The organism is Halalkalibacterium halodurans, assembly GCF_005671335.1.
In the GTDB taxonomy this organism is placed as follows: Bacteria; Bacillota; Bacilli; order Bacillales; family Bacillaceae_D; genus Halalkalibacterium; species Halalkalibacterium halodurans.
Genome location: NZ_CP040441.1, coordinates 2,578,974 through 2,604,746, shown reverse-complemented (window position 1 = coordinate 2,604,746; position 25,773 = coordinate 2,578,974). Strand labels below are relative to the sequence as shown.

The window sequence follows — 25,773 nt, the reverse complement described above, 5'->3', positions numbered from 1 at the left end:
AGGGGAAACCTCTCCCTTTTTGTCTATTCTCTCGATCTAGAGAAGCTCTTGAGGTGAGCGATGAAAATTTTGCGAACAGTTCAAGTAAAAGAAGTGTTAACGGAAAAAAAGAAGCAGGAGCTATTGGAAGGGTTTCGTGCAGAAGAGGTACAGATCGAGAACGAGTTGAAGCAACTCTCGTTCCAGCTGCGCAAAGCGCTCCGGCAATATCAAGGAAATCTCGAGCGGGAAAGGCAGTTAAAAGAAACGTACCGTCAAGAGATGAATCAACGAGAAGAACGTCTGAAAACGGTTGCCTTCAAACGGCATCAAATGGAGAAGCTTCCGCTCGGATCGGAGCTGAAGGCCGGGACCGTAGAATCGATTTGTGAGGTTCAGGAAGGCGATCGCTGGGAACAATTAATGACAGAACCGGAGATCATCGTAAAAGATGGCGTAATTCATGAAGTACGAGAAGGAAGGAAAAGAGATGAGTAAATGGCTGAATGTAGGTAAAATCGTTAATACCCACGGTGTGCGCGGAGAGGTGCGCGTTCTCTCGACAACCGACTTTGAAGACGACCGTTTTTCCAGCGGTAAGACACTATATGTGATGCCCCCAAATCAGAATGAACGAGTGGCGGTGACGGTCGCATCCCATCGCAAGCATAAAAATTTTGATTTACTCTGCTTTGAAGGCTATCCTTCCATTAACGATGTGGAAGCTTTTAAGGGCGGCCGGTTGCAAGTGCCGATCGAGGACCGGCCTGAGCTAGGGGAAGGAGAGTTTTTTTACCATGAGATCATCGGTTGCTCCGTTGTCACGATAGCTGGGGAAGAGCTAGGAAAGGTAAAGGAAATTTTATCCCCTGGCGCGAATGACGTTTGGGTCGTTCAATGCCGCAGAGGAGGTAAGGACTTGCTCATCCCCTATATTGAACAGGTGGTGAAGCAAGTTGATCTCGAGAAACAGCAGATTACGATTGAACCAATGGAAGGGCTGTTGGAATGAAGATCGATTTTCTCACATTGTTTCCCGAAATGTTTCAGGGCGTGCTTCACTCTTCAATTTTGAAACAGGCGCAAGAGAGAGGCGCGGTGTCCTTTCGCGTCGTTAATTTTCGTGAGTATTCGGAAAACAAACATAAGAAAGTAGATGACTATCCATATGGTGGTGGGGCTGGCATGGTGTTGAGCCCCCAGCCGTTATTCGATGCAGTTGAGGACCTGACAAAGAAAAGCTCATCGACGCCGCGCGTCATTTTAATGTGCCCTCAAGGGGAGACATTTACCCAGCGGAAAGCAGAGGAGCTAGCACAGGCAGAGCACCTTATTTTGCTTTGTGGACACTACGAAGGCTATGACGAGCGGATTCGCTCTTACCTCGTCACCGACGAGCTTTCGATCGGTGATTACGTCTTAACAGGGGGTGAGCTTGGGGCGATGGTGATTGCCGACAGTGTGACCCGGCTTCTTCCAGCCGTCCTGGGCAATGAGACATCGGCGCAAACCGATTCGTTTTCCACAGGACTTCTGGAGCATCCTCAGTACACCCGGCCTGCTGATTTCCGCGGCTGGAAGGTTCCAGACGTTCTGCTATCAGGACACCATCAAAACATTGAGAGATGGCGAAAGGAACAGTCGTTAAAACGAACGCTTGAGCGGAGACCCGATTTACTAGAGGGACGAAAGCTAACGGAGGAAGAGCAGGAACTCCTTGACTCCATCCGTAAGCAACAGGAAAAATAACGTTGCTCCGAAATCTCTTGTTTTGTTCGAGAGAATATGGTATTATCTTCTTTGTGGCAATTGCCAGTATTACGATGTTCCGCTGCAGGGGTAGAAGCTGTCATGAGCATCTGTAGGGAAGGAGGGGAATTCTACGATGAACAACATTATCCGTGAAATAACAAACGAACAACTTCGCACAGATCTTCCTTCATTCCGTCCTGGAGACACATTGCGTGTGCACGTGAAGGTTATCGAGGGCTCTCGTGAGCGTATTCAGGTGTTCGAAGGTGTTGTGATCAAACGCCGTGGGACTGGCGTAAGTGAGACGTTTACTGTTCGTAAAATTTCTTACGGTGTAGGTGTTGAACGTACATTCCCATTACATTCACCGAAAATCGATAAGATTGAAGTGAAGCGTCGCGGTAAAGTACGTCGTGCAAAACTTTACTACTTGCGTAACCTACGCGGAAAAGCGGCTCGTATTAAAGAAATTCGATAATCGCGCATGTAGCGGTAAATCAACGATCAAAAAGGGCGGTTCTCAAACGTGAGAGCCGTCTTTTTAATTAGGTGAGCTTTCATCATCTGTGGACTTTATGAGCCAACTTAATAAAAAAATTCCGTTAAGCTGCCGTGGGACTTGTTGCTTTTCGGGATAATGATTTCTCTTATAGGGATAAAGTATAGTATACTAAAGCTACCAATCCAAAAGAATAGCTACAATCTATGTCATTTTTCATAGCCATTCAGAATTAAAGGGTTCAGTAATTGATTTCTATGTTTTACTCGGGGAAGACCTTTTCTCAGCTCCCTTTATGATCTATTATTTTGGCGTTATTCTTCCACATTGATATTAGAGCCTCATACAGAGGTCCTTTCATTCCGCAACCGTTGGTACTTACCTATGATTGAACTAAACAGAGCTTCGGAATGATCGGATCTGCCGCCCGTTGACACCATTTTTCGCCAGTGGTATCCTTTTTAAGGTGCACGGACTTTTTATAAAGCATCCCATGTACATAGATCTGAAAGCAGGAGCTTATGAAAAAAGCTTGGCTTATCGCCAAGTTCTTTAGCGAAATCGATTTTTTCTTATACTTTAGTCCATGCAAAAGTGAACCTTTTTAAAGTGTAAAAAAGCTCCTTTTTCTCATAATGAATACATACGACATTGTTCTATAGAAAGGAGCGTAATCTATGACCATTCAATGGTTTCCAGGACATATGGCAAAGGCGCGCCGGGAAGTAACGGAAAAGCTAAAGCTCATCGACGTCGTGATTGAGCTATTGGATGCAAGGGTGCCATTATCGTCACGCAACCCGATGATGGACGAAATTGTTGCTCATAAGCCGCGCCTCGTCTTGTTAAATAAAGACGATTTAGCCGATCCGAGCAAAACAAAGGAATGGACCCGCTTTTTTGAAGAAGGCGGAGCGACCGTCCTTCCAATCAATGCCCAGACCGGACAAGGGGTTTCCCGAATCTCTCCAGCATGTCAAACATTGGCCCAAGCCTTGATCGAAAAGCAGCGAGCAAAAGGAATGAAGCCACGCGCCATTCGTGCGATGATTTTAGGGATTCCGAATGTAGGGAAATCAACGCTTATTAATCGGCTCGCATCGAAACGAATCGCCAAGGTCGGTGATCGTCCAGGTATTACGAAACAGCAGCAATGGATCAAGGTCGGAAAAGAGCTTGAACTTCTAGATACTCCGGGAATTTTATGGCCGAAGTTCGATGATCAAGCAACAGGCTTTCGGTTAGCTGCGACTGGTGCGATCAAGGACGAGCTGTTAGACTTTCAGGATGTGGCATTATTTGTCCTTCGTTACATGCGGGAGATGTATCCAGATCGCCTAATGGATCGTTACAAACTAAATGAGCTTCCGGAAGACGGTGTCACATTGTTTGATGCGATCGGGAAAAAACGAGGCCATTTATTGTCTGGTGGTTACATCGACTACGATAAAACAGCAGAAATGATTTTACGGGAATTACGGGCAGGGACGCTCGGAAGAATCACACTTGAAGTGCCGGGAAAGACCGTTTAGTGGCAAGTCACTAGACGGTTTTTTCTCGATCAATTAAAACCTTGCGTCGGTGGGTAAAAACAGACATAAAATACGCCGATACCATACATAAGGAGAGTGGCTACCTGTGAGCAAACGGTTATCGATAAAAGAAATTGACGCACTGTTACGTCAAGGGGATGCGTCAATCGATGAAACCTTTTTAGCGATGCTAAAGGCTGATGAACGAAAAGGGGTGCAAAGTGCCCTGAAACGCTATGAACGTCAATTAGAAAAGGAGAAGGCCCTTTGGATGGAGCATGAAGAGATGCTCGCGTACGAGAAAGATCTTTGGGCCAAAGGATATGAGCATGTAGCAGGCTTGGACGAAGTTGGGAGGGGGCCGTTGGCTGGGCCGGTTGTGACCGCAGCTGTTATTTTGCCAAAAGACGTCCAGCTTCCAGGTTTGACCGATTCTAAAAAGCTAGCAAAAGAGACGAGGGAGTCTTTTTATGATCGGATAAAGGAAGTGGCGCTCGCGTGGAGTGTGGCGATTGTACCTGTTACTGTAATAGATGAGGTGAATATTTATCAGGCGACGAAACAAGGGATGATGAGCGCCATCGACCAGCTATCTGTCAATCCAGACGCGCTCCTGCTTGATGCGATGAACTTGCCCCTCTCCCTCCCGCAACAATCGTTAATAAAAGGGGACCAAAAAAGCTTGTCCATCGCTGCAAGCTCGGTACTAGCGAAAGTGACGCGCGATCGTTACATGGCCGATTTGGCCAACCGTTATCCTGAATACGGATTCGAGCGCCACGTCGGCTACGGGACAGAAGAACATCTTGCGGCCTTGAACGCACACGGAATTACACCGGAGCACCGCCGTTCTTTCAGGCCTGTCCAGGAAACAGCGGCTACTAGACAAACATCGTAATTTTTTTATAGGGGGGTCGGGGAATGCTCGTTCAAGGATCGGCGTTTTCTCAAACCGAACGAACACAAGCACCGAGAACGATTCAGCTCTCACAGGGGCAAGTTGTCAAAGGAAAGATCGTTAAGCTGTTTCCGAATAACCTCGTCGCTTTGCAGCTCGGACGAATGACGTTAACGGCAAGGTTAGAAGCAGCCCTATCTGCTGGAAAGGACTATTTTTTTCAAGTGCAAGAAGAAAGCAGTGGTGTTCCGCGGCTAAAAGTATTGTCACAGCAACCATTCCCCGTACAGGGAGATCAGGCGGGAATGATCAAGGAACTGCTTCAACAGCTAGGCCTAGCCCAGACGAAAACGAATGAATGGTTGGCTAGTCAGCTAATGGGGATGCGAATGCCGTTTACGAAAGGGACGATTGAAGCAGGAGCTCCAATCTTAACGGCTGCTGGAATGTTAAATGAGGAAGGTGTTCGGTTATTACAAGGAATGCTCTTGCGACAGCTGCCGATAACCTCTGAAACATTTTCTGCCTACCGTGCCCTTCACGAAGGCCCTCCGTTATCATCTCAGCTAACAGAGCTCATCCAGCAACTTCGCGCTCACCCCCAGCTTGAATCATACGGTGCACGAATGGAGGCGTTAATGCAAGACGGGAAGATTCCTCAAGGACGTTCACCGGTCATTGAGCTTTTGTCTATGGTAGCAAATGATCGACTTGAGCCGTCCGTTCGTGAAGGAGCTGTTCAACTTCTTAACCGTCTCGGTATCATGAATCAAGGAGAAACGAGAGAGTCGTTCTTCTCACGGTTCCAGCAAGCGCTCATGCGACCGGAAAACCGTGAAATCGTGCAGCAACTATGGCCGACATTAACGAATGAAATAGTTCGGGAGTTGGCACCGAGGGAGTTATTTCAGCGACTAATGGCAGAAGGGAGCATCCCACCTGGAGAAAAAGGTAGCCAACAACTGATCGCGTTAGTTCCGCTTTTGGGCTCAAAGGTGACTCCAGCTATGATCACCTCCTTCTTATCGGGAAACGGAGTGAATCTATCTCGAGAGGAGCAGCTTGCGTGGACCACTTCCTTTCAGCTTTCCTCCCCTCAGCAGCAGATAGGAGGGACAGGGACGAGCTCGCCAATCGCAGCCCAACTCATTCGTCTTTTACAAGCGCTCGGTTTGCAATATGAGCGAGAAGTAGGACAAAGCTTTCAACAAGGAACAGATCCACTCGCCAACGATCGGATGAAAGGCTTGCTGCTCCAGCTCATGCAGCAAGAACTTTCGCCAAAAATGAAAGAACGGCTCGAAGCGGCATTAAGCCGAGTAACGGGACATCAGCTTGTAGCGAGTGAAACGTCGGGGCCGATCACGCAAACGGCGATTCAGCTTCCGCTTATGCTTGGCAGTTTCCAGACCGATTTGACGATTCAGTGGGAAGGAAAACGGCAGGCGGACGGTCAACTAAGTCCCGACCATTGTCGAATATTGTTTTATTTATCGTTAGCGCATTTGAAGGAAACAATCGTCGATGTACAAATCCAGCATCGGATTTTAGCTGTTACGATTTTTAATGAACACCCGAAGCCTACCTTGTTAATGAGCGGGTTATTACCTGTCTTAAAAAGCGGATTAGAACGGCAAGACTATAGCTTGTCCTCCCTCGTCTGGAAAGAGATTGAGACTGAAAAAAAGAACGCCATTTCGTGGCAATCTCCGGAGAAAATAGGCTATCAAGGGGTGGACGTACGCATATGAGGCAACATGAGGAACGAAGGCAAGCAGTGGCTGTTCGCTATAACCGAGAAAAGGAAAAAGCCCCCCGCATCATTGGAAAGGGGAAAGGACTTGTAGCAGATGAACTGATTAAACGAGCAGAAGAAGCGAAAGTCCCGATCCAAAAAGATCCTTCTCTTGTGGAGCTACTAGGCCAGCTAGAAATTAACGAAACGATACCTGAGGAGCTATATGAGGTAGTAGCGGAGCTGTTTGCGTTCATTTATCAAATCGATCAGCATTCTGATAAGTCTTAAACATGCTAGCCATTGTTCGTGTGCATACTAACGATGGCTAGCTTTTTTATATTTTACACGAAAGGAAACGATCGTCTCTAGTCAATAAAAACTGGTCGACAGGCGAGGTTTTCTAAGTGATCGACCTAGCTGAAAGGAGGGAACTACGTGAAAAAACGGTATCGTCTCCAAGCAAGAGAGAGTAGATGGTTTCAAGAAGAGGTAGCCCCGGAGTTTGGTCACTATCCTTCGGTCCTTGAGAAGGATCGTACCGCAAAGGATATGGTGAAATGGATACGTGGAAAACGAAAAAAGGTAAAAAGGCGAAAGATAGATGAAAAAAAGGATAATTGATTTGCCCACCTACTGTCGTTTACTGCCGGATTTGCGGGAAAGAATTGAAGAACCCCTCCCAAAATATTTGAAAAAGTGCTAAAATGAAAAAGGATCATGCGAAGTGCCTCAAATCATGCATGATGTCACTGATGAATTCCATAAGCATACGGCAATAGCAGTATGTAAAATCTTGCATTTGACAGGAGGATGGAGAGAGAATGAATATCCATGAGTACCAAGGGAAAGAGCTCCTTCGTCAGTACGGTGTAGCGGTTCCGAACGGAAAAGTTGCCTTTTCTGTTGACGAAGCGGTTGAAGCAGCAAAAGAGCTCGGCTCTAATGTTTGTGTGGTAAAAGCGCAAATTCACGCAGGGGGCCGAGGAAAAGCAGGCGGCGTCAAGGTGGCGAAAAATCTTGATGAGGTTCGTACATATGCTGACGAGATTTTAGGAAAAACGTTAGTTACTCATCAAACAGGTCCTGAAGGTAAAGAAGTTAAGCGCTTACTTATCGAAGAAGGGTGCGACATCCAGAAAGAGTACTATGTTGGTCTTGTCCTCGACAGAGCCACTTCTCGCGTTGTCATGATGGCATCTGAAGAAGGTGGTACTGAAATCGAGGAAGTGGCAGAAAAAACACCTGAAAAAATCTTTAAAGAAATCATCGATCCAGTGGTCGGCTTACAAGGCTTCCAAGCGCGCAGATTGGCGTTCAACATCAACATTCCGAAAGAGCTCGTTGGACAAGCAGTGAAGTTCATGCTCGGATTGTACAAAGTATTTGTTGAAAAAGATTGCTCTATTGCCGAGATCAATCCGCTCGTCACAACAGGTGATGGAAAGGTCATGGCCCTTGATGCGAAGCTAAACTTTGATTCGAATGCTCTTTATCGTCAAAAGGCTATCCTCGAATTCCGTGATTTAGACGAAGAGGATCCAAAGGAAATCGAAGCGTCAAAATATGATTTGAGCTACATTTCTTTAGATGGAAATATCGGCTGCATGGTAAACGGTGCAGGTTTAGCCATGGCAACAATGGATATTATTAAACATTACAACGGTGAACCGGCGAACTTCCTCGATGTTGGAGGCGGTGCGACGGCAGAGAAAGTTACAGAAGCGTTCAAGATCATTCTTTCTGATGAAAGTGTTAAAGGAATCTTTGTTAACATTTTCGGTGGTATCATGAAATGTGATGTCATCGCAGAAGGGGTTATTCAAGCGACGAAGGAAGTAGGATTAAGCATCCCTCTTGTCGTTCGCCTTGAAGGAACAAACGTTGATTTAGGTAAGAAAAAGCTTGAAGAGTCTGGATTAAACATTACAGCAGCCGATTCAATGGCAGACGGTGCACAAAAAATTGTTTCTCTCGTGAAATAGAATGATAGGATTAGAAAGGCGGGACGTGGAGAATGAGTATCTTAATTAACAAGGATACAAAAGTCATCGTACAAGGGATTACTGGTGCAACAGGTTTGTTCCATACAAAGCAAGCAGTTGAATATGGAACAAACATTGTCGGTGGTGTAACACCTGGAAAAGGCGGAACAGAAGTAGAAGGCATCCCGGTATTTGATACGGTGAGTCAAGCGGTTGAAGCGACAGGTGCAAACGCTTCTGTTATTTATGTACCGCCAGCATTTGCTGCAGATGCAATCATGGAAGCTGTCGATGCTGAGCTCGACCTTGCCATTTGTATTACAGAGGGAATTCCTGTGATGGACATGGTAAAGGTTAAGCGTTATATGGAAGGGAAAAAGACCCGTTTAGTTGGGCCAAACTGCCCGGGTGTGATCACGCCGGAAGAGTGCAAAATTGGGATCATGCCTGGCTATATTCATAAAAAAGGCCACGTTGGCGTTGTGTCCCGCTCCGGAACATTAACGTACGAAGCGGTCCATCAGCTTTCAACAGCCGGCATTGGACAGTCAACGGCTGTCGGTATCGGCGGAGATCCAGTGAATGGCACAAACTTCATTGATGTCCTAAAGTTATTTAATGAAGACCCTGACACATACGCAGTTATCATGATCGGTGAAATTGGTGGTACGGCGGAAGAAGAAGCGGCAGAGTGGATCAAAGCCAATATGACAAAGCCAGTTGTCGGATTTATTGGTGGTCAAACAGCACCTCCAGGAAAGCGCATGGGTCATGCTGGTGCGATCATCTCTGGCGGAAAAGGAACGGCCGCTGAAAAAATTAAAACGCTCGAAAGCTGCGGCGTAAAAGTAGCGGAAACGCCTTCCGTTATGGGAGAAACGCTTATTTCCGTTCTTAAAGAGCAAGGGCTTTTAGAAAAGTGCACGACACATCAAGTATAATCTTCACATAAAAAGCTCCCTTGATGGGGGCTTTTTCCCCTTTGTTACCTCCGCCTAACAGGAAGAAAGGATGTGGCTTTTTGTCCTCACGAGCCAAACGGTTAACTCACCTTGCAAGTCTACCATCCATGTCACGCGCCCTACTTAAAAAAATTCTCCATTTTGATGAAACATTGACTGTAATTTTTAAGCAATCCCACGTACAATTATCCGAAACCTATGGACTTTCGACAAAAAAAGCACGACATCTCTACGAGCATTTACGACGGGTTTCAACAGATTTCTGGTCCGAATATTATAAGAAAAAGCAAATCGTTCCGGTTACGATCTTTGACAAAGGGTACCCAAACCTGTTAAAAGAGATTTATGACCCACCGTTTGTGTTGTTTTGCAGAGGGAGAATGAATACACTTTATTCAGAAAAGCGATTGGCGATTGTAGGAACGAGAAAACCTTCAACGACTGGGTTAAAAAGCTTGGAGCTTCTTATTCCTCCACTCCTACAGGACGGTTGGGTAATCGTGAGTGGATTTGCCGCAGGGGTGGATATACATGCCCATCAATTAACTGTGAAAAATGGCGGGCAGACGATCGCCGTTCTCGCCCATGGGCACGACAATCTTTATCCTGCTGCTCATCGCCCATTTGCTGAACACGAAATGGTGAGCCAACTGATGATTAGCGAATATCCACCTTATGTAAAGCCGAGGCCGTGGCAGTTTCCTGAACGGAACCGAATCATAAGCGGATTATGTGCTGGGACGGTCGTCATTGAAGCAAAAGAAAAAAGCGGCTCGCTTATCACGGCTGACCAAGCCCTAGAACAAGGACGTGATGTTTTTGCTGTGCCGGGAGCGATCACCAATCAGAAAGCAGCTGGGACGAATCAGTTAATTCAACAAGGGGCAAAATTAATTCAACGAGCGGACGATATAATAGAAGAACTTTGTGGATTTCAACAATCTTGTGACAGTGACAAGTTTTTCTAACTTCTGTTTGACAAAAGGAGAAACTCTGCTTCATAATAGGGAAGATTCATTTCTGTGAAAGGGGGAGGATTTTTGTGGCAGACTATTTAGTAATCGTGGAATCTCCCGCTAAAGCGAAAACGATTGGAAAGTACTTGGGAAAAAAATATACGGTAAAGGCGTCCATGGGTCATGTTCGTGACTTACCGAAAAGTCAAATGGGCGTTGATATAGAGGACGAGTATAGTCCGAGGTATATAACGATCCGCGGAAAGGGACCAGTATTAAAAGAGTTAAAAAGCGCCGCCAAGAAGGTGAAACGCGTCTATTTAGCAGCCGACCCGGATCGTGAAGGTGAAGCGATTGCTTGGCATTTAGCTCATAGCTTAGACATTGATGAAACGTCTGAATGCCGTGTAGTATTTAATGAAATTACGAAACAAGCGATAAAAGATGCTTTTAAAAGCCCGAGGCCGATCAATATGGACTTAGTTGACGCCCAGCAGGCAAGACGGGTTTTGGATCGTCTCGTTGGGTATAACATTAGCCCTTTATTATGGAAAAAAGTAAAAAAAGGGTTAAGCGCTGGACGTGTTCAATCCGTCGCCGTTAAGATGATTATTGATCGGGAGAAAGAAATTCAAGCGTTTGAACCTGAAGAATATTGGAGCATACAAGGGACATTCGCCTTGGACGGAGAGCCTTTTGAAGCAAAGTTCTATGGAACGAACGGTAAAAAGGTAGAGCTTAAATCAGAAGATGACGTGAATAACGTATTGGCAAAGTTAAAAGGCGATCAGTTTCACGTCGATTCCGTACAGAAAAAGGAACGAAAGCGAAATCCGGTCAGCCCGTTCACCACGTCTTCACTGCAGCAGGAAGCCGCTCGGAAATTAAACTTCCGCGCGAAGAAAACAATGATGCTCGCACAACAACTGTATGAAGGTATTGACTTAGGAAAAGAAGGTACGGTAGGTCTCATTACATACATGCGTACAGATTCTACTCGTATTTCCGATACAGCGAAAGCGGAAACAAAAGAATACATTGAATCAAAATTTGGAAAAGAATATGCGCAAAATGGGACGAAGGCAGTAAAGAAAGACAAAAAATCCCAAGATGCCCATGAAGCGATCAGGCCAACCTCAGTCGAGCGAGATCCTAAATCGTTGAAGGAGTACCTATCTCGCGATCAGCTACGTCTCTATAAATTAATTTGGGAGCGGCTTGTCGCTAGTCAAATGGCTCCTGCGATTATGGACACGATGACCGTCGATCTTTCCAATGAAGGCGTCTTGTTTCGAGCAACAGGTTCAAAGGTGAAATTTCCTGGATTTATGAAAGTCTACATCGAAGGAAATGACGAAGGGAAGAAGGAAGAAGATCGTCTTCTCCCGAACTTACAAGAAGGGCAAACGGTGACGAAAGAAGAGATCGAACCGAGCCAACACTTTACACAGCCGCCTCCTCGATATACGGAGGCTCGACTTGTGAAGACAATGGAGGAGCTTGGTATCGGCCGCCCATCCACCTATGCACCGACGCTTGATACGATTCAAAAACGCGGCTATGTGGCCCTTGATGAGCGGAGGTTTGTTCCAACCGAGCTCGGTGAAATTGTCCTTGAGCTCATGACAGAGTTTTTTCCTGAAATTCTTGATGTTGAATTTACGGCCAAGATGGAAGATGACCTCGACTCAATCGAGGAAGGTAAGCAGCAATGGATTAAGATCATCGACGATTTCTATAAAGGGTTTGAAGAACGGTTAAAAGTCGCAGAAGAAGAAATGAAAGAAGTCGAAATTAAAGATGAACCGACGGGAGAAATGTGTGAAAAGTGCGGCCATGAAATGGTGTACAAAATGGGGCGTTACGGCAAATTTATGGCCTGTTCCAACTTCCCGGACTGTCGAAACACAAAGCCAATCGTGAAAGAAATTGGTGTGAAATGTCCAAAGTGTGAAAAAGGAGAAATTGTTGAGCGGAAAAGTAAAAAACGTCGGGTGTTTTATGGTTGTAATCAATACCCTGAGTGCGATTTCGTCTCGTGGGATAAACCGATCGCCCGTTCATGTCCGAAGTGTTCAAGCTATCTTGTAGAAAAACGGACGAAAAAACAAGTTCAAGTTCAATGTTCTTCCTGTGATTACAAAGAGGAAGCAAATTAAGCAACTTTGTGTCAAAAACCACCTATGAGTTGCAATGGTAGCTTAAACGTATTATGATTTGTTTTGGTTATCTTAAGTACTGGAAGAAAGCCTGACACGTAAAGTGGTTGGGCTTTTTGCAAGTTTGTAAACATTAAATGAACATTTGTATTTTGACGAAGAGAGGCAAAAGGAGGTCATTATGTCTACGCCACATATTAATGTTATCGGAGCAGGGTTGGCTGGAAGTGAAGCTGCATGGCAAATCGCTGAGCGGGGAATCGCTGTCTACCTATACGAGATGCGTCCAGTGAAGCAAACACCTGCCCATCATACGGATAAATTTGCAGAGCTTGTCTGCAGCAATTCGCTGCGTGGAAATAGTTTGACGAATGCAGTTGGTGTGTTGAAAGAAGAGATGCGGCGTTTGAATTCGGTTATTATCCGTTCAGCTGACCGTTGCTCGGTTCCAGCAGGGGGAGCTCTAGCTGTGGATCGTCATGAATTTGCGCAAGCGGTTACCGAAGCGGTACGAGAGCACCCGAATGTAACGGTTTTTACCGAGGAAATTCAAAAGATCCCTGATGGACCAACGGTCATAGCGACAGGCCCGTTAACGTCAAAAGCATTATCCGAGCAGCTAAAACAATTAACCGGTGAAGAATACTTATACTTTTACGACGCAGCCGCTCCTATAATTGAAACCGATTCAATTAATATGGACAAAGTCTACCTCAAGTCGCGTTATGATAAAGGAGAAGCAGCCTATTTAAATTGTCCGATGACAGAGGAGGAGTTTGATCGGTTTTATGAGGCTCTCACCTCTGCAGAGACGGTCCCTTTAAAAGAGTTCGAAAAGGAAGTTTTCTTTGAAGGCTGTATGCCTGTTGAAGTTATGGCCAAACGAGGGAAAAAGACGCTTCTATTCGGACCGATGAAGCCAGTCGGTTTAGAGGACCCAAAAACAGGTAAGCGCCCGTACGCAGTCGTGCAATTACGACAAGACAACCAGTCGGGGACACTGTATAATATTGTCGGCTTCCAAACCCATTTAAAGTGGGGGCCGCAAAAAGAAGTGATTCAATTAATTCCAGGGTTAGAAAACGCAGAGATCGTCCGCTACGGTGTCATGCATCGCAATACGTTTATTAATTCACCTAACTTATTAAAGCCAACCTATCAATACAAGAAGCGGAAAGATCTTTTCTTTGCTGGACAGATTACAGGGGTTGAAGGGTACGTGGAATCCGCGGCAGCCGGTCTTGTCGCAGGTCTCAATGCGGCACGTCTCGTCCAAGGCAAAGAGCTCGTTGTATTCCCAGATACGACGATGCTAGGAAGCATGGCGAATTACATTACAACAGCCAATTCGAAAAATTTCCAGCCTATGAATGCCAACTTTGGCTTACTACCACCTCTTGATACCCGGATCAAGGATAAAAAAATACGCTATGAAACGTTAGCTGGGCGGGCACTAGAATCAATTCAGAATTTTGTGAAAAAAATGTAAATAGTATTGCCCCCTGACGAAACATATGTTAGAATTTAAAAGCTTTAAAAGAGGTGGTCAATGGTGGAAATTCGAAACGATCAATGGGTCTCGGCTTTTCTTCTTTATTTGAAAATGGAAAAAAATCATTCTCCTCATACGATCATAAATTATGAGTTAGATTTAAGGCATTTTCGTGACTTTATGGAGCAGCAGTCAATCCCATCGTTTGCTGCTGTTTCTTATGCATTTGTACGCCACTATTTAACCGTTCTTTATGAACAGGAATATGCGAGATCCACCGTTTCACGAAAACTTTCCACGTTAAGAAGCTTTTATCAATTTCTCGTCCGGGAAAAATGGGTGATGGAAAACCCATTTTTGCTAGCCCATACGCCAAAAGGGGTGAAAAAACTTCCCTCCTTTCTTTATGAAGAGGAAATGGAGCAGTTACTTGATGCACTAAACGGAGACTCACCATTGCAATTACGAAACCGAGCCTTGTTTGAAACAATTTATGCTTCGGGCTTGCGTGTAAGTGAATGTTGTGGACTGAAGCTTCAAGATGTAGACCTTTCCCTAGGTACCGTCTTTGTTTTTGGGAAAGGACGAAAAGAGCGCTACGTTCCAATCGGCTCATTTGCGTGTGACGCCATCCAAGAGTACATAGAAAATGGGAGAGAAAAGCTGCTAAAAAAAAGTAAAAGTGTAGATCTTCCCGGCGATTTATTCCTAAATTACCGGGGCGGTCCCCTTACAGAACGAGGAGTGCGAAAAATTTTGCACCAGGCTCTTGACCAGGCGGCTCTCTCTACTCGCGTAAGCCCGCATTCTTTGCGCCATTCGTTCGCCACTCATTTGTTGAACAATGGGGCTGACCTTCGCGTCGTTCAAGATTTGCTTGGCCACGAGAACTTATCAACGACACAAGTGTATACACATGTAACGAAGGATCGATTAAGGGACGTATATCGAACTCATCACCCACGCGCATAAAATAGGTAGAGTACATGAAAGCCGTAATTTATTTTCGTAAGGAGGCTTAACGAATGGAAATGACATTCCATGCAACGACTATTTTTGCCATCCATCATAATGGGAAATGTGCGATGGCAGGCGATGGCCAAGTCACATTTGGAAATGCCGTGGTTATGAAACATACAGCAAGGAAAGTACGTAAAATCTATCATGGCAAAGTGTTAGCTGGTTTTGCAGGTTCTGTTGCCGACGCGTTCACATTGTTTGAAAAATTTGAAGCGAAGCTAGAAGAATTCAATGGCAACTTACAGCGATCTGCTGTTGAGGTCGCAAAAGAATGGCGCAGCGATAAAGTTCTTCGTCGGTTGGAGGCAATGCTTATCGTCATGAACGAAGAGCATTTGTTACTCGTCTCAGGAACGGGAGAAGTGATCGAGCCAGATGACGGTATTTTAGCGATCGGCTCTGGAGGGAATTATGCGTTAGCGGCCGGCCGCGCCCTGAAGAAAAAGGCTCCGCAATTATCAGCTAGAGAAATCGCCCAAGCAGCTCTTGAGACAGCTGGAGACATTTGCGTTTATACGAATGATCAATTGATTGTAGAAGAACTGTAAACCTAACGCCATGGCTTGGAAAGAAGATGTTTGGAGGGTGATGAAATTGAAAAACGTTCTTACACCAAGACAAATTGTTGAACGGCTCGATCAGTATATCGTAGGTCAAGAAGGTGCGAAGCGATCTGTCGCGATTGCGCTGCGAAACCGTTATCGACGCTTCCAACTAGAAGATAAACTCCGGGACGAAATTACACCAAAGAACATATTAATGATTGGTCCAACAGGAGTCGGGAAAACAGAGATTGCAAGAAGATTAGCGAAGCTTGTAGGTGCACCATTTGTCAAAGTAGAAGCGACAAAGTTTACAGAAGTTGGCTATGTGGGTAGAGATGTGGAATCGATGATTCGTGATCTTGTAGAAACCTCAGTTCGCCTCGTAAAAGAAGAAAAGATGAAGGGTGTTAAAAAGCAGGCGGAAGAGCAAGCCAACCAGCGGATTGTTGAGCTGCTCGTACCAGCAAAGAAAAAAACACAAGCATATAAAAATCCTCTAGAGATGCTCTTTGGTCAGCAGCAAGAAAATACGGACCATCAGGAAACGTCGGCGGAGCAAGACACATTGACGGAGCGGCGACGACGAATGAGTCATCAACTTGCACTTGGTGAACTGGAAGACCACTATGTGACGGTTGAAGTGGAAGAACAGACACCGCAATTTTTTGATATGCTCCAAGGTTCTGGAATGGAACAAATGGGGATGAATATGCAAGAAATGTTAGGGAACATGATGCCGAAAAAACGGAAAAAACGTAAACTCACTGTACGCGAAGCACGGAGGGTGCTGACAGAAGAAGAGGCACAGAAGTTGATTGACATGGATGAAGTGACCCAAGAAGCTGTTTCAAAAGCGGAACAATTGGGAATTGTGTTTATAGACGAAATCGACAAAATTGCTGGAAAAGGACAACAGAGTGCCGATGTGTCCCGTGAAGGAGTGCAGCGTGATATTTTGCCAATCGTTGAAGGTTCCACGGTTGTAACGAAGTACGGACCGGTATCAACCGATCACATGCTGTTTATTGGAGCCGGCGCTTTCCATGTAGCCAAACCTTCCGACCTCATTCCAGAGCTGCAAGGACGATTCCCGATTCGTGTGGAGTTGAGTAATTTAACGGTGGATGATTTTGTCCGTATTTTAGTTGAACCTGATAATGCGTTATTGAAGCAATATGCTGCCCTATTGGAAACAGAAGGTATAAAAATCGTGTTTACTGACGAAGCTGTTCATAAGATTGCGACGATTGCAACAGAAGTAAATCAGGAGACAGAAAATATCGGAGCGAGACGACTGCACACGCTTCTTGAACGGTTGCTTGAAGATTTGTCATTTGAAGCACCGGATGTAAATTTAGAGGAAATAGTCATCACACCAGAGTATGTAACAGAGAAGCTAGCGGCCATTGCAAAAAATCGAGATTTAAGTCAATACATTTTATGACGATGTAATAACTAGGAGGAGATTAACAAATGGAAATGAGTTTATTATCAAGAATGCGTAAAATTAATGACATGTTACAAAAATCTGGGGTTCAACACGTAAACTTCCGCGAAATGGCTGAAACGTTGCGCGATGTTATTAGTGCAAATATTTTTGTTGTAAGCCGTCGGGGAAAGCTACTAGGCTTTGCGATAAAGCAAGAGATTGAAAACGAGCGAATGAAAAAGATGCTTGAGGACCGTCAATTCCCAGAAGAATATACGACAGGCCTATTCAAGGTTGAAGAAACATCTGCTAACCTAGATATTAATAGCGAATTCACGGCTTTCCCAGTTGAAAATAAAGAATTATTTAAAACAGGATTGACGACGATCGTTCCTATTTCAGGGGGAGGACAACGCCTCGGAACTTTGATTTTGGCACGTCTCAACGATTCGTTTAACGATGATGACCTCATCCTTGCAGAATACGGTGCAACGGTTGTAGGAATGGAAATTCTTCATGAGAAGACGCAAGAGATTGAAGAGGAAGCACGAAGCAAAGCAGTTGTGCAAATGGCGATTAGCTCATTATCCTATAGTGAGCTCGAAGCGGTTGAGCACATTTTTGAAGAGCTGGATGGTAAGGAAGGCTTACTTGTCGCTAGTAAAATTGCAGACCGTGTCGGTATTACACGTTCAGTGATTGTTAACGCCTTGAGAAAGCTTGAGAGCGCTGGTGTTATTGAATCGCGCTCACTAGGGATGAAAGGGACCTACATTAAAGTGTTGAATGATAAATTTTTAGTTGAGTTAGAGAAAATTAAAGCTAGCTAAAACTTTTGTAAAAAAATGCGTTCGTGAAGAACGCATTTTTACGTAAAAGCTCGCCAATTGGCGAGCTTTCTTTTGGGCTCTACAATAAATGTTGGGGTTTTTGCACAAAAGAGGGCAAAAAAAATGCACGCAGGCTCCTTTATCCATTATCCTTGAATTGCCGAGAAACAAAGAAAGGATAGGAGCTGCGTGTACGATGAATTTTACCATGGATTTGCCCGGATTAAAAGGTGTGAAGGTCACAAAGATGGAGGAACGAGAGGGCTTTATCGCGCTCCATGTAGAAATGCCGCGAACGCCTCATCGTTGCCCATCCTGCGGGAAGAGAACCGAGAGAATCCATGATTACCGCATCCAAAAAGTTCAACATCTCAAGCTCTTTGAACGGTGGGTGTATCTATTCTATCGAAAGCGCCGGTACGCGTGCAGATGCGGGAAGCGGTTTGCGGAGAAAGCCTGTTTTGTAGAGCGATATCAGCGTCAGACAGTGGAATGGAATCAAGCGTTTCGCTTGCGGCTCATTCAAGGGAAGAACTTTACGGACACAGCGAATCAATTCCAAACGTCCGTGACAACTGCCATGCGCCGGTTTGATCAATTGGCGGCACCGCTCGTGAAGAAGGTGGATCACCTTCCTCCTCGGATTGCGATTGATGATTACAAAGGGGATACGAATGCGGGGAAATATCAAGTAATCATTGCGGATGCAGATACACGGAAGCCACTGGATATCTTACCGGATCGTAAAGCCGATACGCTTAAACGATATCTTCAAGAGAAGGGTCATCATGTAAAAACGGTCGTGATGGATCTTAGTTATACCTTCAAGTCGGCTGTTCAAAAGGCCTTAGGCCACCCGCTCATCATTGGGGATCCGTTCCATTTCTGTCGTTACATCTACTGGGCTCTGGAAGGGGTTCGCCGCCGAGTGCAAAAAGCGTTCCATCCGTATCATCGAAAACGATGTAAACGGATCAAACATCTGTTTCAGAAAGAGAGAGAAGGACTGGATGATAAGCAAAAGAAGAAGGTGGAGCGGTACTTAGAGCTATCCCCTGATTTAAGGGAAGCGTATGAGCTAAAAGAACATTTTCGTCAGTGGTATCAAGAAGCGAAGATGCGAGGAAGGGAAGGACGAATGAGCGAGGTGAAACAAGGGCTCTACGCCTTTTACCGAAGAGTGGAGGCGAGCCCGTTAAAGGAGTTCCACCGAGCCATTCAGACGCTGAAGAACTGGCAGACCGAGATCTTGAATAGCCTCGCGTTTGGCTTAAACAATGGTTTTATTGAAGGACTGAATAATCAAACGAAGGTGATTAAGAGAAATGCCTTTGGTTTTCGGCGTTATGATCGCTTGCGAAACCGTATTCTCTTGCATCATCAATTCAAACATCAGACATTCGGGGTAGGATAAGAGGGGCTCGCCCTCCTATGCCACCCCAACATTTGACTAAGAACCTTCTTTTGTTTGCAGGTTTTCCTCTCTTCGCTTCCTTCAAACGAGATTTCTGCAGGAGACAGCTCTATGATCGTCTAAAATCGATATGTGAGATATTCATTATATCTAAATACCTATATGAAAAGAGAGGGGAAACCGCTTTCTATAATAGGAAAGAACTATACTTCTTCATTTTTTATCGTAGAATCATTCATAAGGTTCCATGTAAATTTTTCTAATACTAAAGTTTACAATTGCTGATAAGTTTAATATTAAAATCATGTCAAATAATGCCGATTGACGGGAGTTAAGAATTTGATATGATGGAATAGAGGAATATTGTTACAAACTTCCTACTGTTTTCGGATATATACATAAAATCACGAGGTTCATTACAAAGTTCCATTTAATTAATAAGTATTTTGAACTAGTTCTTTTATATTAAAAAATGAAACATTCCCAACACTATTAGACTTTTTTTAATAATTTGGTTAGAATTTCATGTAGAATCCTTTCCTAAAATTCCTGAGTTATGTCGAATTATTTCTAAAAAGCACGATGAAATAGGGACTTTTTATATAGTATAATTGGTGGAAATGTGAAAAAGGAAGGTGACGATATTGAATTTATTCTCTGGTTCGACATTATCCGCACTTGAAAAAGGCTTATATGGGGCCTCCTTACAACAGCGAGCGATCTCACAAAACATTGCCAATGTAGATACTCCGAACTATAAAGCGAAGAAAGTAAACTTTCAAAAAGTATTCGATGAAGCTCTATCAAACACTCGTTTACAAGCAAAACGAACCCATGAGAAGCATATAGCGTTTAATAGGTCTCAAGGTTCAAGTCCAGTAGAAACAATAAGGCAAACGGCGTATAACCATAATGGGAACAATGTCGATGTAGACCTTGAGATGACGGAGCTAGCTAAAAATCAAATTTATTACAATGCCTTAATTGAACGAGTAAACGGTAACTTTAACAGTTTGCAGACGGTTATAAGAGGAGGTAGATAACACTATGTCGATCTTTCACGGAATGAACATTAGCGGCTCTGCTTTAACATCACAACGGCTCCGCATGGATGTCATCTCAGCCAACATGGCGAATGCAGAAACAACAAGAGCTAGACAGGTAAATGGAGAATGGGAGCCATATCGACGGAAAATGATCGCCGTTCAACCAAATGAACAAACTCCATTTTCTGCTCATTTACATACAGCGATGAAACGCTCTGAGTCAAAGATCGGAAATGGGGTGAAAGTCTCAGCGATCGTTGAAGACCAAACACCTTTCAAACTTGTTTACCAGCCTGACCATCCTGATGCTAATGAAGAAGGTTATGTTGAAATGCCTAACGTTGATCCTTTGAGGGAAATGGTTGATCTAATGAGTGCGACTCGTTCCTATGAAGCGAATGTCACTACGTTAAACGCATCGAAAAACATCTTGATGAAAGCCTTAGAAATTGGACGTTAGGAGGAATAGTGAATGGCTGAAATTCAAACTGTAACTGCACCGGTCTTTTTAAATCAAGCAAATTCATCTTCCGTAAACAAACACACGCCAGCCGAAGCGCAAGAGACGTTTAAACAAGCGTTGTCTCAAGCGATAAATAATGTAAATGATCTGCAGAAAGTTTCGGCGGAAAAAACGGAGCTTTTAGCAAAAGGCAAAATTGAAGATTTGCATGATGTGATGATTACAGGACAAAAGGCATCGATCACCCTTTCTGCTACGGTGGAAATACGAAATAAAGTCATTGAGGCCTACCAGGAAATCATGCGAATGCAAGTATAATCACCTAAAAAAGATCGCTCAATTAAACAAAGAATTGATTTCATGTTGGTAGGTAGGAGGACTCATGAACGAGAGAGTTAGACTTTATCGAGATCGTGTAACCGAATATTGGAGAAACCGAACGAAAAAGCAGCAAATGGTTATTGTTGGGGCCGTGTTATTGATCATCATTCTTCTCGCGTTCCTAACTTTTTTCAGCACAAGAACCCATTATGTTCCTTTATATTCAAATTTAACTTTGCAAGAAACTGGAAATATCAAAGAGACGTTAGATGCTCGGGGGATTTCTTCTGAAATTGCAAATGATGGGACGACCATCCTCGTACCTGAAACGCAGGTTGATGCACTAAAGGTTGAATTGGCTGCTGAAGGGCTACCGCAAAGTGGAACGATTAACTATTCAACTTTTCGTGATTCGATGGGATTTGGCATGACCGACAACGAGTTTTCCCTTATGGAACGGGCAGCGATAGAATCTGAGCTAGCGGATTTAATTCGTAGCGTGGATGGTGTCAATCAAGCCAATGTTATGATCACTCTACCAGAGCAAACGCTTTGGGTTTCCGATAGTCAGCAGGAGGCAACAGCATCCGTTGTTGTTGATCTAGCCCCAGGTTTTCAGCTAGACGCTTCGCAAGTAAGAGCACTTTATCATCTCGTTTCTCGAAGCGTACCAAACCTCCCAATTGAAAATATTGTGATCATGAACCAAATGTTTGAGGATTACCTGTACGATGATCACCATTCGACAGGTTCAACCCTATCAGTCTATGAACAACAGCGAGCCATCCAACGCGACATTGAAAGGGACTTAACGAGAAACTTGCAGCAAATGCTCGGCACTCTAGTCGGTCGTGATAAAGTTCTTGTTTCGGTTACAACGGACATTGACTTTACGCAAGAAAACCGTCAAGAAGAACGAGTGGAGCCTGTAGATGAAGAGAATATGGAAGGGATCGCCGTTAGTGTAGAAAACATTACCGAGACCTATAATGGAGAAGGGACTCCTGAGGGAGGCATTGAAGGCGTCGGTGATGATATCCCGAACTTCCCAGGAGTGTATGGAACGGGCGAAGTTGATTATGAATTAACAGAAGATCGTATTAACTACGAAGTCAACCGAATCCGAAGCGATATTGTTGAAAGTCCGTACAAGATTCGCGACTTAGGCATCCAAGTGATGGTGGAACCACCAGAAGGAATGGAGGAACTACCAGCAGATCGATTGGCGGATATTCAGCAAATTTTAGGTACGGTTGTCCGAACGAGCATTTCCGGTGTCTATGCCGCTGAGTTAACGGATGATGAGTTCAATGAAAAGATATTTGTCTCCTCCCAGCCGTTTGAAGGAAAGGCAGATCTAGAGACAGGCGCTCGTTCATCCGTTCCGGTATGGGTATATGTCGTTGGAGGAATCCTTCTGGCTACGATTATCTTCCTTATTGTTCTGTTAGTGAGAAGAAGAGGAGATTCCGACGAGGATTTGATGGACGATGACGGAGCATTAACTGAAGAGATCCCTGACCTACCACAAGAAGAGGAAGGGACTGGAGCACAAAAACGAAAGCAAATTGAACGAATGGCGAAAGAGAGACCAGAAGAATTCTCGAAACTTTTACGAACTTGGTTGTCGGAAGATTAGGAGGGGTACCACATGGCTAAAAAAGGTTTAACAGGTAGACAAAAAGCAGCGATCCTCCTAATCTCGCTCGGGCCAGAAGTTTCCGCACAAGTGTATAAGCATTTGTCCGAAGAGGAGATCGAGCAGCTTACACTGGAGATCGCGAATGTACGTAAAGTAGATAGCGAAATGAAGGAAGGCATTCTTGATCAATTTCATTCGCTCGTGCTAGCTCAAGATTACATCTCACAAGGCGGGATTAGCTATGCACAGAGCGTTCTCGAAAAAGCATTAGGGGAAACAGAGGCGATGAACATTATTAATCGCCTCACCTCCACTCTTCAAGTGAGGCCATTCGACTTTGCTAGAAAATCAGATCCGTCTCAAATTTTGAACTTCATTCAAAATGAGCACCCGCAAACCATTGCCCTTATCCTTTCTTATTTAGAGTCTGAACAAGCGGGGCAAATTTTATCGGATCTTCCTCAGGAAGTTCAAGCAGATGTCGCGAAACGGATCGCGCTAATGGACAGTACTTCACCAGAAATCATCAATGAGGTTGAGGCGATATTAGAACAGAAGCTATCGACGACTGCGATGAGTGATTACACTGAGACGGGCGGTATTGAAGCGGTAGTCGAAGTGTTAAATAGTGTTGATCGAAGCACAGAGCGAACGATTCTTGATGCATTAGAAATTCAAGATCCTGAGCTTGCAGAAGAAATTAAGAAGCGGATGTTTGTCTTTGAGGATATTGTTACTCTTGATAATCGTTCAATTCAGCGTGTGATTCGCGATTGTGAGAATGAAGACTTGCAGTTAGCGCTTAAAGTTGCAAGTGATGAAGTGAAAGAAATTGTCCTTAGCAACATGTCTCAGCGTATGGCTGAAACCTTTAAGGATGAGATGGAATTTATGGGGCCTGTCCGCCTGCGTGATGTGGAAGAAGCACAAACGCGTATCGTTGCAGTCATTCGCCGCTTAGAGGAGGCTGGTGAAATTATCATCGCACGAGGCGGAGGAGATGATATTATTGTCTAAAATTATTAAGCCAGTCAATGACAATGATACGGCACAACGTGTAAAACAAATCGGGGTTCGTAACTTATTCGTTGCGGCGAGAACAGCAGATTCTAGAGATAATTCAGATTACGAGTCAAGTGCGGAGGCTAGCGATGCAGCGAACGTTGTGGAAGGTGAACTAGAGCGAGCGAAGAGCGAGGCAGAGGATATCATTCGACAAGCGGAGCAGCAGGCCGCAGCTATTCGCGAGGCGATCGAGCAAGAGCGTATTCAGGCAACAGAAGAAATCGAGCGGTTGAAACAGCAAGCGATGGCTGAGGGGTTTGAAGAGGGGTATCAAGCAGGGCAATCGGAAGGCCTTGAATCTTATCGTCACTCCATTAAGGAAGCTTATGCGATTGTGGAAAGTGCTAAAGATGATTATCACCGCACGATAGAGGAAGCTCAGCCAACCATTATTAAGCTAGCTGCAGCTCTTTGCGAAAAAATCGTTGCAAAGCGATTAGAAGAAGATGAATCCCTCTGGCAAAGCTTAGTCCTACAAGTGATGGAAGAGGTCAGGGAATTTGAGGAAGTGTCAATTTATGTGCATCCGAAGTGGTATGAGCAGACGTTGCGACAAAAAAACGAACTGGCTTCCATCTTATCGGGAGAAGGGCTCATCCATGTTTATCCCGATTTGAACTTAACGGATAATGGCTGTGTTCTTGAAACAAAGTTTGGGAGAATCGATGCCTCAATGGATAGTCAGCTTCAACAATTAAAGCAAAAGCTGCTTGAAAAGCTAAAGGAGGCAGACGATGGACGCTAGATCACTCATTTCTCTGATTCCATCGTTATCTGCTTATAAATGGTATGGAAAAGTGACTCGCGTGATTGGTTTAACGATAGAAGCAAAAGGACCACAAGCTTCCATCGGTGAATTGTGTTACATCCTCGTAGGAAAACAAGGAACAAAAGTGATGGCTGAGGTAGTCGGCTTTAAGGAAGAGCGAGTGCTTTTAATGCCGCTTAACGGGACGGCAGAGATTGCTCCTGGTAGCTTAGTTGAAGGAACTGGTCGCCCTCTCCAAGTGAAGGTGGGCTATAGCTTAATTGGCCATGTCATTGATGGCTGTGGTCGGCCTTTAACTGGGGAAGCATTACCTAATGGGTTAACGCCGTATCCGACAGATAACCCGCCGCCAAATCCCATTTCTCGTCCACGGATTAAGGAAGCGATGCACTTAGGGGTTCGCGCGATAGACGGACTGCTTACAGTCGGAAAAGGACAACGTGTCGGGATTTTTGCCGGAAGTGGCGTAGGGAAAAGCACACTCCTTGCCATGTTAGCGAAAAACGCTGCCGCTGATCTGAACATCATTGCTCTTATCGGCGAACGGGGACGAGAAGTGAAAGATTTTATTGAAAGGGATTTAGGCGAAGATGGACTTAGGCGGTCGATTATCGTAGTGGCCACTTCAGACCAACCAGCCCTCATGCGAATTAAAGGGGCGATGACGGCAACTGCTCTTGCTGAATATTTTAGGGACCAGGGCCTACACGTCAATTTAATGATGGATTCAGTCACAAGGTTTGCGATGGCACAACGGGAAATTGGTCTAGCGGTCGGTGAACCTCCGACAACGAAAGGCTATACTCCATCAGTTTTCGCTTTGCTACCAAAATTATTGGAACGAGCAGGAACCAATGGGAAAGGGAGCATCACTGGCTTCTACACGGTTCTCGTCGACGGAGATGATTTGAATGAACCGATCTCAGATACGGTTCGCGGAATTCTTGATGGGCATTTCGTCCTTGATCGAGAGCTTGCCAATAAGGGGCATTATCCTGCGATCAACATTTTAAAAAGTGTGAGTAGGGTGATGAATGATATTGTTACAGATGAGCAAAAGCGTGCTGCAGAGCATGTTCGCTCACTATTATCGGTATATAAAGAATCGGAAGACTTAATTAACATTGGCGCTTACAAGCGTGGCTCATCGAAACAAATTGATGAAGCGATCGAGCGACAGCTGGAAGTGACTTCCTTTTTAAGGCAAAATACGGATGAAGTGGCGATTGCTGAACATTCGATCCAACAATTAATTCAAGCTTTTGGAAAGGGTGATTGAG

26 protein-coding genes are annotated in these 25,773 nt (G+C 44.7%); all 26 read left to right on the top strand.

The genetic code is table 11. The features are described 5' to 3' along the window. Positions 1 to 60 precede the first annotated feature (60 nt). The 26 genes from FED51_RS12595 to fliI all read left to right on the top strand — a co-directional run bounded on the left by FED51_RS12595 (position 61) and on the right by fliI (position 25,772). Positions 61 to 477, top strand: a complete 417-nt coding sequence (locus tag FED51_RS12595; protein WP_010898632.1) for a YlqD family protein — start codon at positions 61 to 63, stop codon at positions 475 to 477. Then, entirely contained in the window at positions 470 to 991 is a 522-nt protein-coding gene (rimM, locus tag FED51_RS12590; protein ID WP_053430940.1) for a ribosome maturation factor RimM, read from the top strand. The genes FED51_RS12595 and rimM overlap by 8 nt, the downstream gene beginning before the upstream one ends. Then, a complete protein-coding gene (trmD, locus tag FED51_RS12585; protein ID WP_053430941.1) occupies positions 988 to 1,728 on the top strand; it encodes a tRNA (guanosine(37)-N1)-methyltransferase TrmD in 741 nt (246 codons plus the stop codon). The genes rimM and trmD overlap by 4 nt, the downstream gene beginning before the upstream one ends. A gap of 136 nt (positions 1,729 to 1,864) precedes the next feature. Next, complete coding sequence (gene rplS, locus FED51_RS12580; RefSeq protein ID WP_010898629.1) at positions 1,865 to 2,209, top strand: 50S ribosomal protein L19; 345 nt, start codon at positions 1,865 to 1,867, stop codon at positions 2,207 to 2,209. Between the two features lie 698 nt (positions 2,210 to 2,907). Then, positions 2,908 to 3,762, top strand: a complete 855-nt coding sequence (gene ylqF, locus FED51_RS12575; RefSeq protein ID WP_010898628.1) for a ribosome biogenesis GTPase YlqF — start codon at positions 2,908 to 2,910, stop codon at positions 3,760 to 3,762. A 106-nt stretch (positions 3,763 to 3,868) separates the two neighbouring features. After that, positions 3,869 to 4,660 (top strand): ribonuclease HII, encoded by a 792-nt coding sequence (locus tag FED51_RS12570; protein WP_010898627.1) that lies wholly within the window; start codon positions 3,869 to 3,871, stop codon positions 4,658 to 4,660. A 23-nt stretch (positions 4,661 to 4,683) separates the two neighbouring features. Next, on the top strand, positions 4,684 to 6,411 hold the full coding sequence (locus tag FED51_RS12565) for a hypothetical protein (protein ID WP_053430942.1): 1,728 nt from the start codon (positions 4,684 to 4,686) through the stop codon (positions 6,409 to 6,411). Beyond that, on the top strand, positions 6,408 to 6,686 hold the full coding sequence (locus FED51_RS12560) for an EscU/YscU/HrcU family type III secretion system export apparatus switch protein (protein WP_010898625.1): 279 nt from the start codon (positions 6,408 to 6,410) through the stop codon (positions 6,684 to 6,686). Before FED51_RS12565 ends, FED51_RS12560 begins: the two co-directional genes overlap by 4 nt. A 147-nt stretch (positions 6,687 to 6,833) precedes the next feature. Further along, positions 6,834 to 7,019 carry a hypothetical protein gene (locus FED51_RS12555; RefSeq protein ID WP_010898624.1) on the top strand — a complete coding sequence of 62 codons (186 nt, stop codon included), beginning with the start codon at positions 6,834 to 6,836 and terminating at the stop codon, positions 7,017 to 7,019. Positions 7,020 to 7,219: 200 nt separating this feature from the next. Further along, a complete protein-coding gene (gene sucC / locus FED51_RS12550; protein WP_010898623.1) occupies positions 7,220 to 8,380 on the top strand; it encodes an ADP-forming succinate--CoA ligase subunit beta in 1,161 nt (386 codons plus the stop codon). 32 nt (positions 8,381 to 8,412) lie between these two features. After that, on the top strand, positions 8,413 to 9,321 hold the full coding sequence (sucD, locus tag FED51_RS12545) for a succinate--CoA ligase subunit alpha (protein WP_010898622.1): 909 nt from the start codon (positions 8,413 to 8,415) through the stop codon (positions 9,319 to 9,321). 80 nt (positions 9,322 to 9,401) lie between these two features. Then, positions 9,402 to 10,310: a DNA-processing protein DprA gene (gene dprA, locus FED51_RS12540; RefSeq protein WP_053430943.1), complete on the top strand. Its 909-nt coding sequence runs from the start codon at positions 9,402 to 9,404 to the stop codon at positions 10,308 to 10,310. Between the two features lie 74 nt (positions 10,311 to 10,384). Next, on the top strand, positions 10,385 to 12,457 hold the full coding sequence (topA, locus tag FED51_RS12535; RefSeq protein ID WP_010898620.1) for a type I DNA topoisomerase: 2,073 nt from the start codon (positions 10,385 to 10,387) through the stop codon (positions 12,455 to 12,457). A gap of 181 nt (positions 12,458 to 12,638) precedes the next feature. Then, positions 12,639 to 13,946, top strand: coding sequence for an FADH(2)-oxidizing methylenetetrahydrofolate--tRNA-(uracil(54)-C(5))-methyltransferase TrmFO (gene trmFO / locus FED51_RS12530; protein ID WP_053430944.1), 1,308 nt, complete (start codon positions 12,639 to 12,641; stop codon positions 13,944 to 13,946). A 60-nt stretch (positions 13,947 to 14,006) separates the two neighbouring features. Then, positions 14,007 to 14,921 (top strand): tyrosine recombinase XerC, encoded by a 915-nt coding sequence (gene xerC / locus FED51_RS12525; protein ID WP_053430945.1) that lies wholly within the window; start codon positions 14,007 to 14,009, stop codon positions 14,919 to 14,921. Positions 14,922 to 14,974: 53 nt separating this feature from the next. After that, a complete protein-coding gene (hslV, locus tag FED51_RS12520) occupies positions 14,975 to 15,517 on the top strand; it encodes an ATP-dependent protease subunit HslV (RefSeq protein ID WP_010898617.1) in 543 nt (180 codons plus the stop codon). A 46-nt stretch (positions 15,518 to 15,563) separates the two neighbouring features. Continuing rightward, positions 15,564 to 16,958, top strand: coding sequence for an ATP-dependent protease ATPase subunit HslU (gene hslU / locus FED51_RS12515; protein WP_010898616.1), 1,395 nt, complete (start codon positions 15,564 to 15,566; stop codon positions 16,956 to 16,958). Between the two features lie 35 nt (positions 16,959 to 16,993). Continuing rightward, complete coding sequence (gene codY / locus FED51_RS12510) at positions 16,994 to 17,773, top strand: GTP-sensing pleiotropic transcriptional regulator CodY (protein WP_010898615.1); 780 nt, start codon at positions 16,994 to 16,996, stop codon at positions 17,771 to 17,773. Positions 17,774 to 17,969: 196 nt separating this feature from the next. Next, on the top strand, positions 17,970 to 19,187 hold the full coding sequence (locus FED51_RS12505; protein ID WP_138090570.1) for an ISL3-like element IS651 family transposase: 1,218 nt from the start codon (positions 17,970 to 17,972) through the stop codon (positions 19,185 to 19,187). 644 nt (positions 19,188 to 19,831) lie between these two features. Further along, positions 19,832 to 20,230 (top strand): flagellar basal body rod protein FlgB, encoded by a 399-nt coding sequence (flgB, locus tag FED51_RS12500; RefSeq protein WP_053430946.1) that lies wholly within the window; start codon positions 19,832 to 19,834, stop codon positions 20,228 to 20,230. A 4-nt stretch (positions 20,231 to 20,234) separates the two neighbouring features. Beyond that, on the top strand, positions 20,235 to 20,693 hold the full coding sequence (gene flgC / locus FED51_RS12495) for a flagellar basal body rod protein FlgC (protein ID WP_010898613.1): 459 nt from the start codon (positions 20,235 to 20,237) through the stop codon (positions 20,691 to 20,693). 12 nt (positions 20,694 to 20,705) lie between these two features. After that, positions 20,706 to 21,014, top strand: a complete 309-nt coding sequence (fliE, locus tag FED51_RS12490) for a flagellar hook-basal body complex protein FliE (RefSeq protein WP_010898612.1) — start codon at positions 20,706 to 20,708, stop codon at positions 21,012 to 21,014. 64 nt (positions 21,015 to 21,078) lie between these two features. After that, on the top strand, positions 21,079 to 22,656 hold the full coding sequence (fliF, locus tag FED51_RS12485; RefSeq protein ID WP_053430947.1) for a flagellar basal-body MS-ring/collar protein FliF: 1,578 nt from the start codon (positions 21,079 to 21,081) through the stop codon (positions 22,654 to 22,656). A 12-nt stretch (positions 22,657 to 22,668) separates the two neighbouring features. Next, on the top strand, positions 22,669 to 23,676 hold the full coding sequence (gene fliG, locus FED51_RS12480; RefSeq protein WP_010898610.1) for a flagellar motor switch protein FliG: 1,008 nt from the start codon (positions 22,669 to 22,671) through the stop codon (positions 23,674 to 23,676). Then, positions 23,669 to 24,469, top strand: coding sequence for a flagellar assembly protein FliH (gene fliH / locus FED51_RS12475; RefSeq protein WP_175414328.1), 801 nt, complete (start codon positions 23,669 to 23,671; stop codon positions 24,467 to 24,469). The genes fliG and fliH overlap by 8 nt, the downstream gene beginning before the upstream one ends. Continuing rightward, the gene (gene fliI / locus FED51_RS12470; protein ID WP_053430949.1) at positions 24,459 to 25,772 is read left to right on the top strand and encodes a flagellar protein export ATPase FliI; all 1,314 of its coding nucleotides are present in this window, start codon (positions 24,459 to 24,461) and stop codon (positions 25,770 to 25,772) included. Before fliH ends, fliI begins: the two co-directional genes overlap by 11 nt. Position 25,773: the final 1 nt, after the last annotated feature.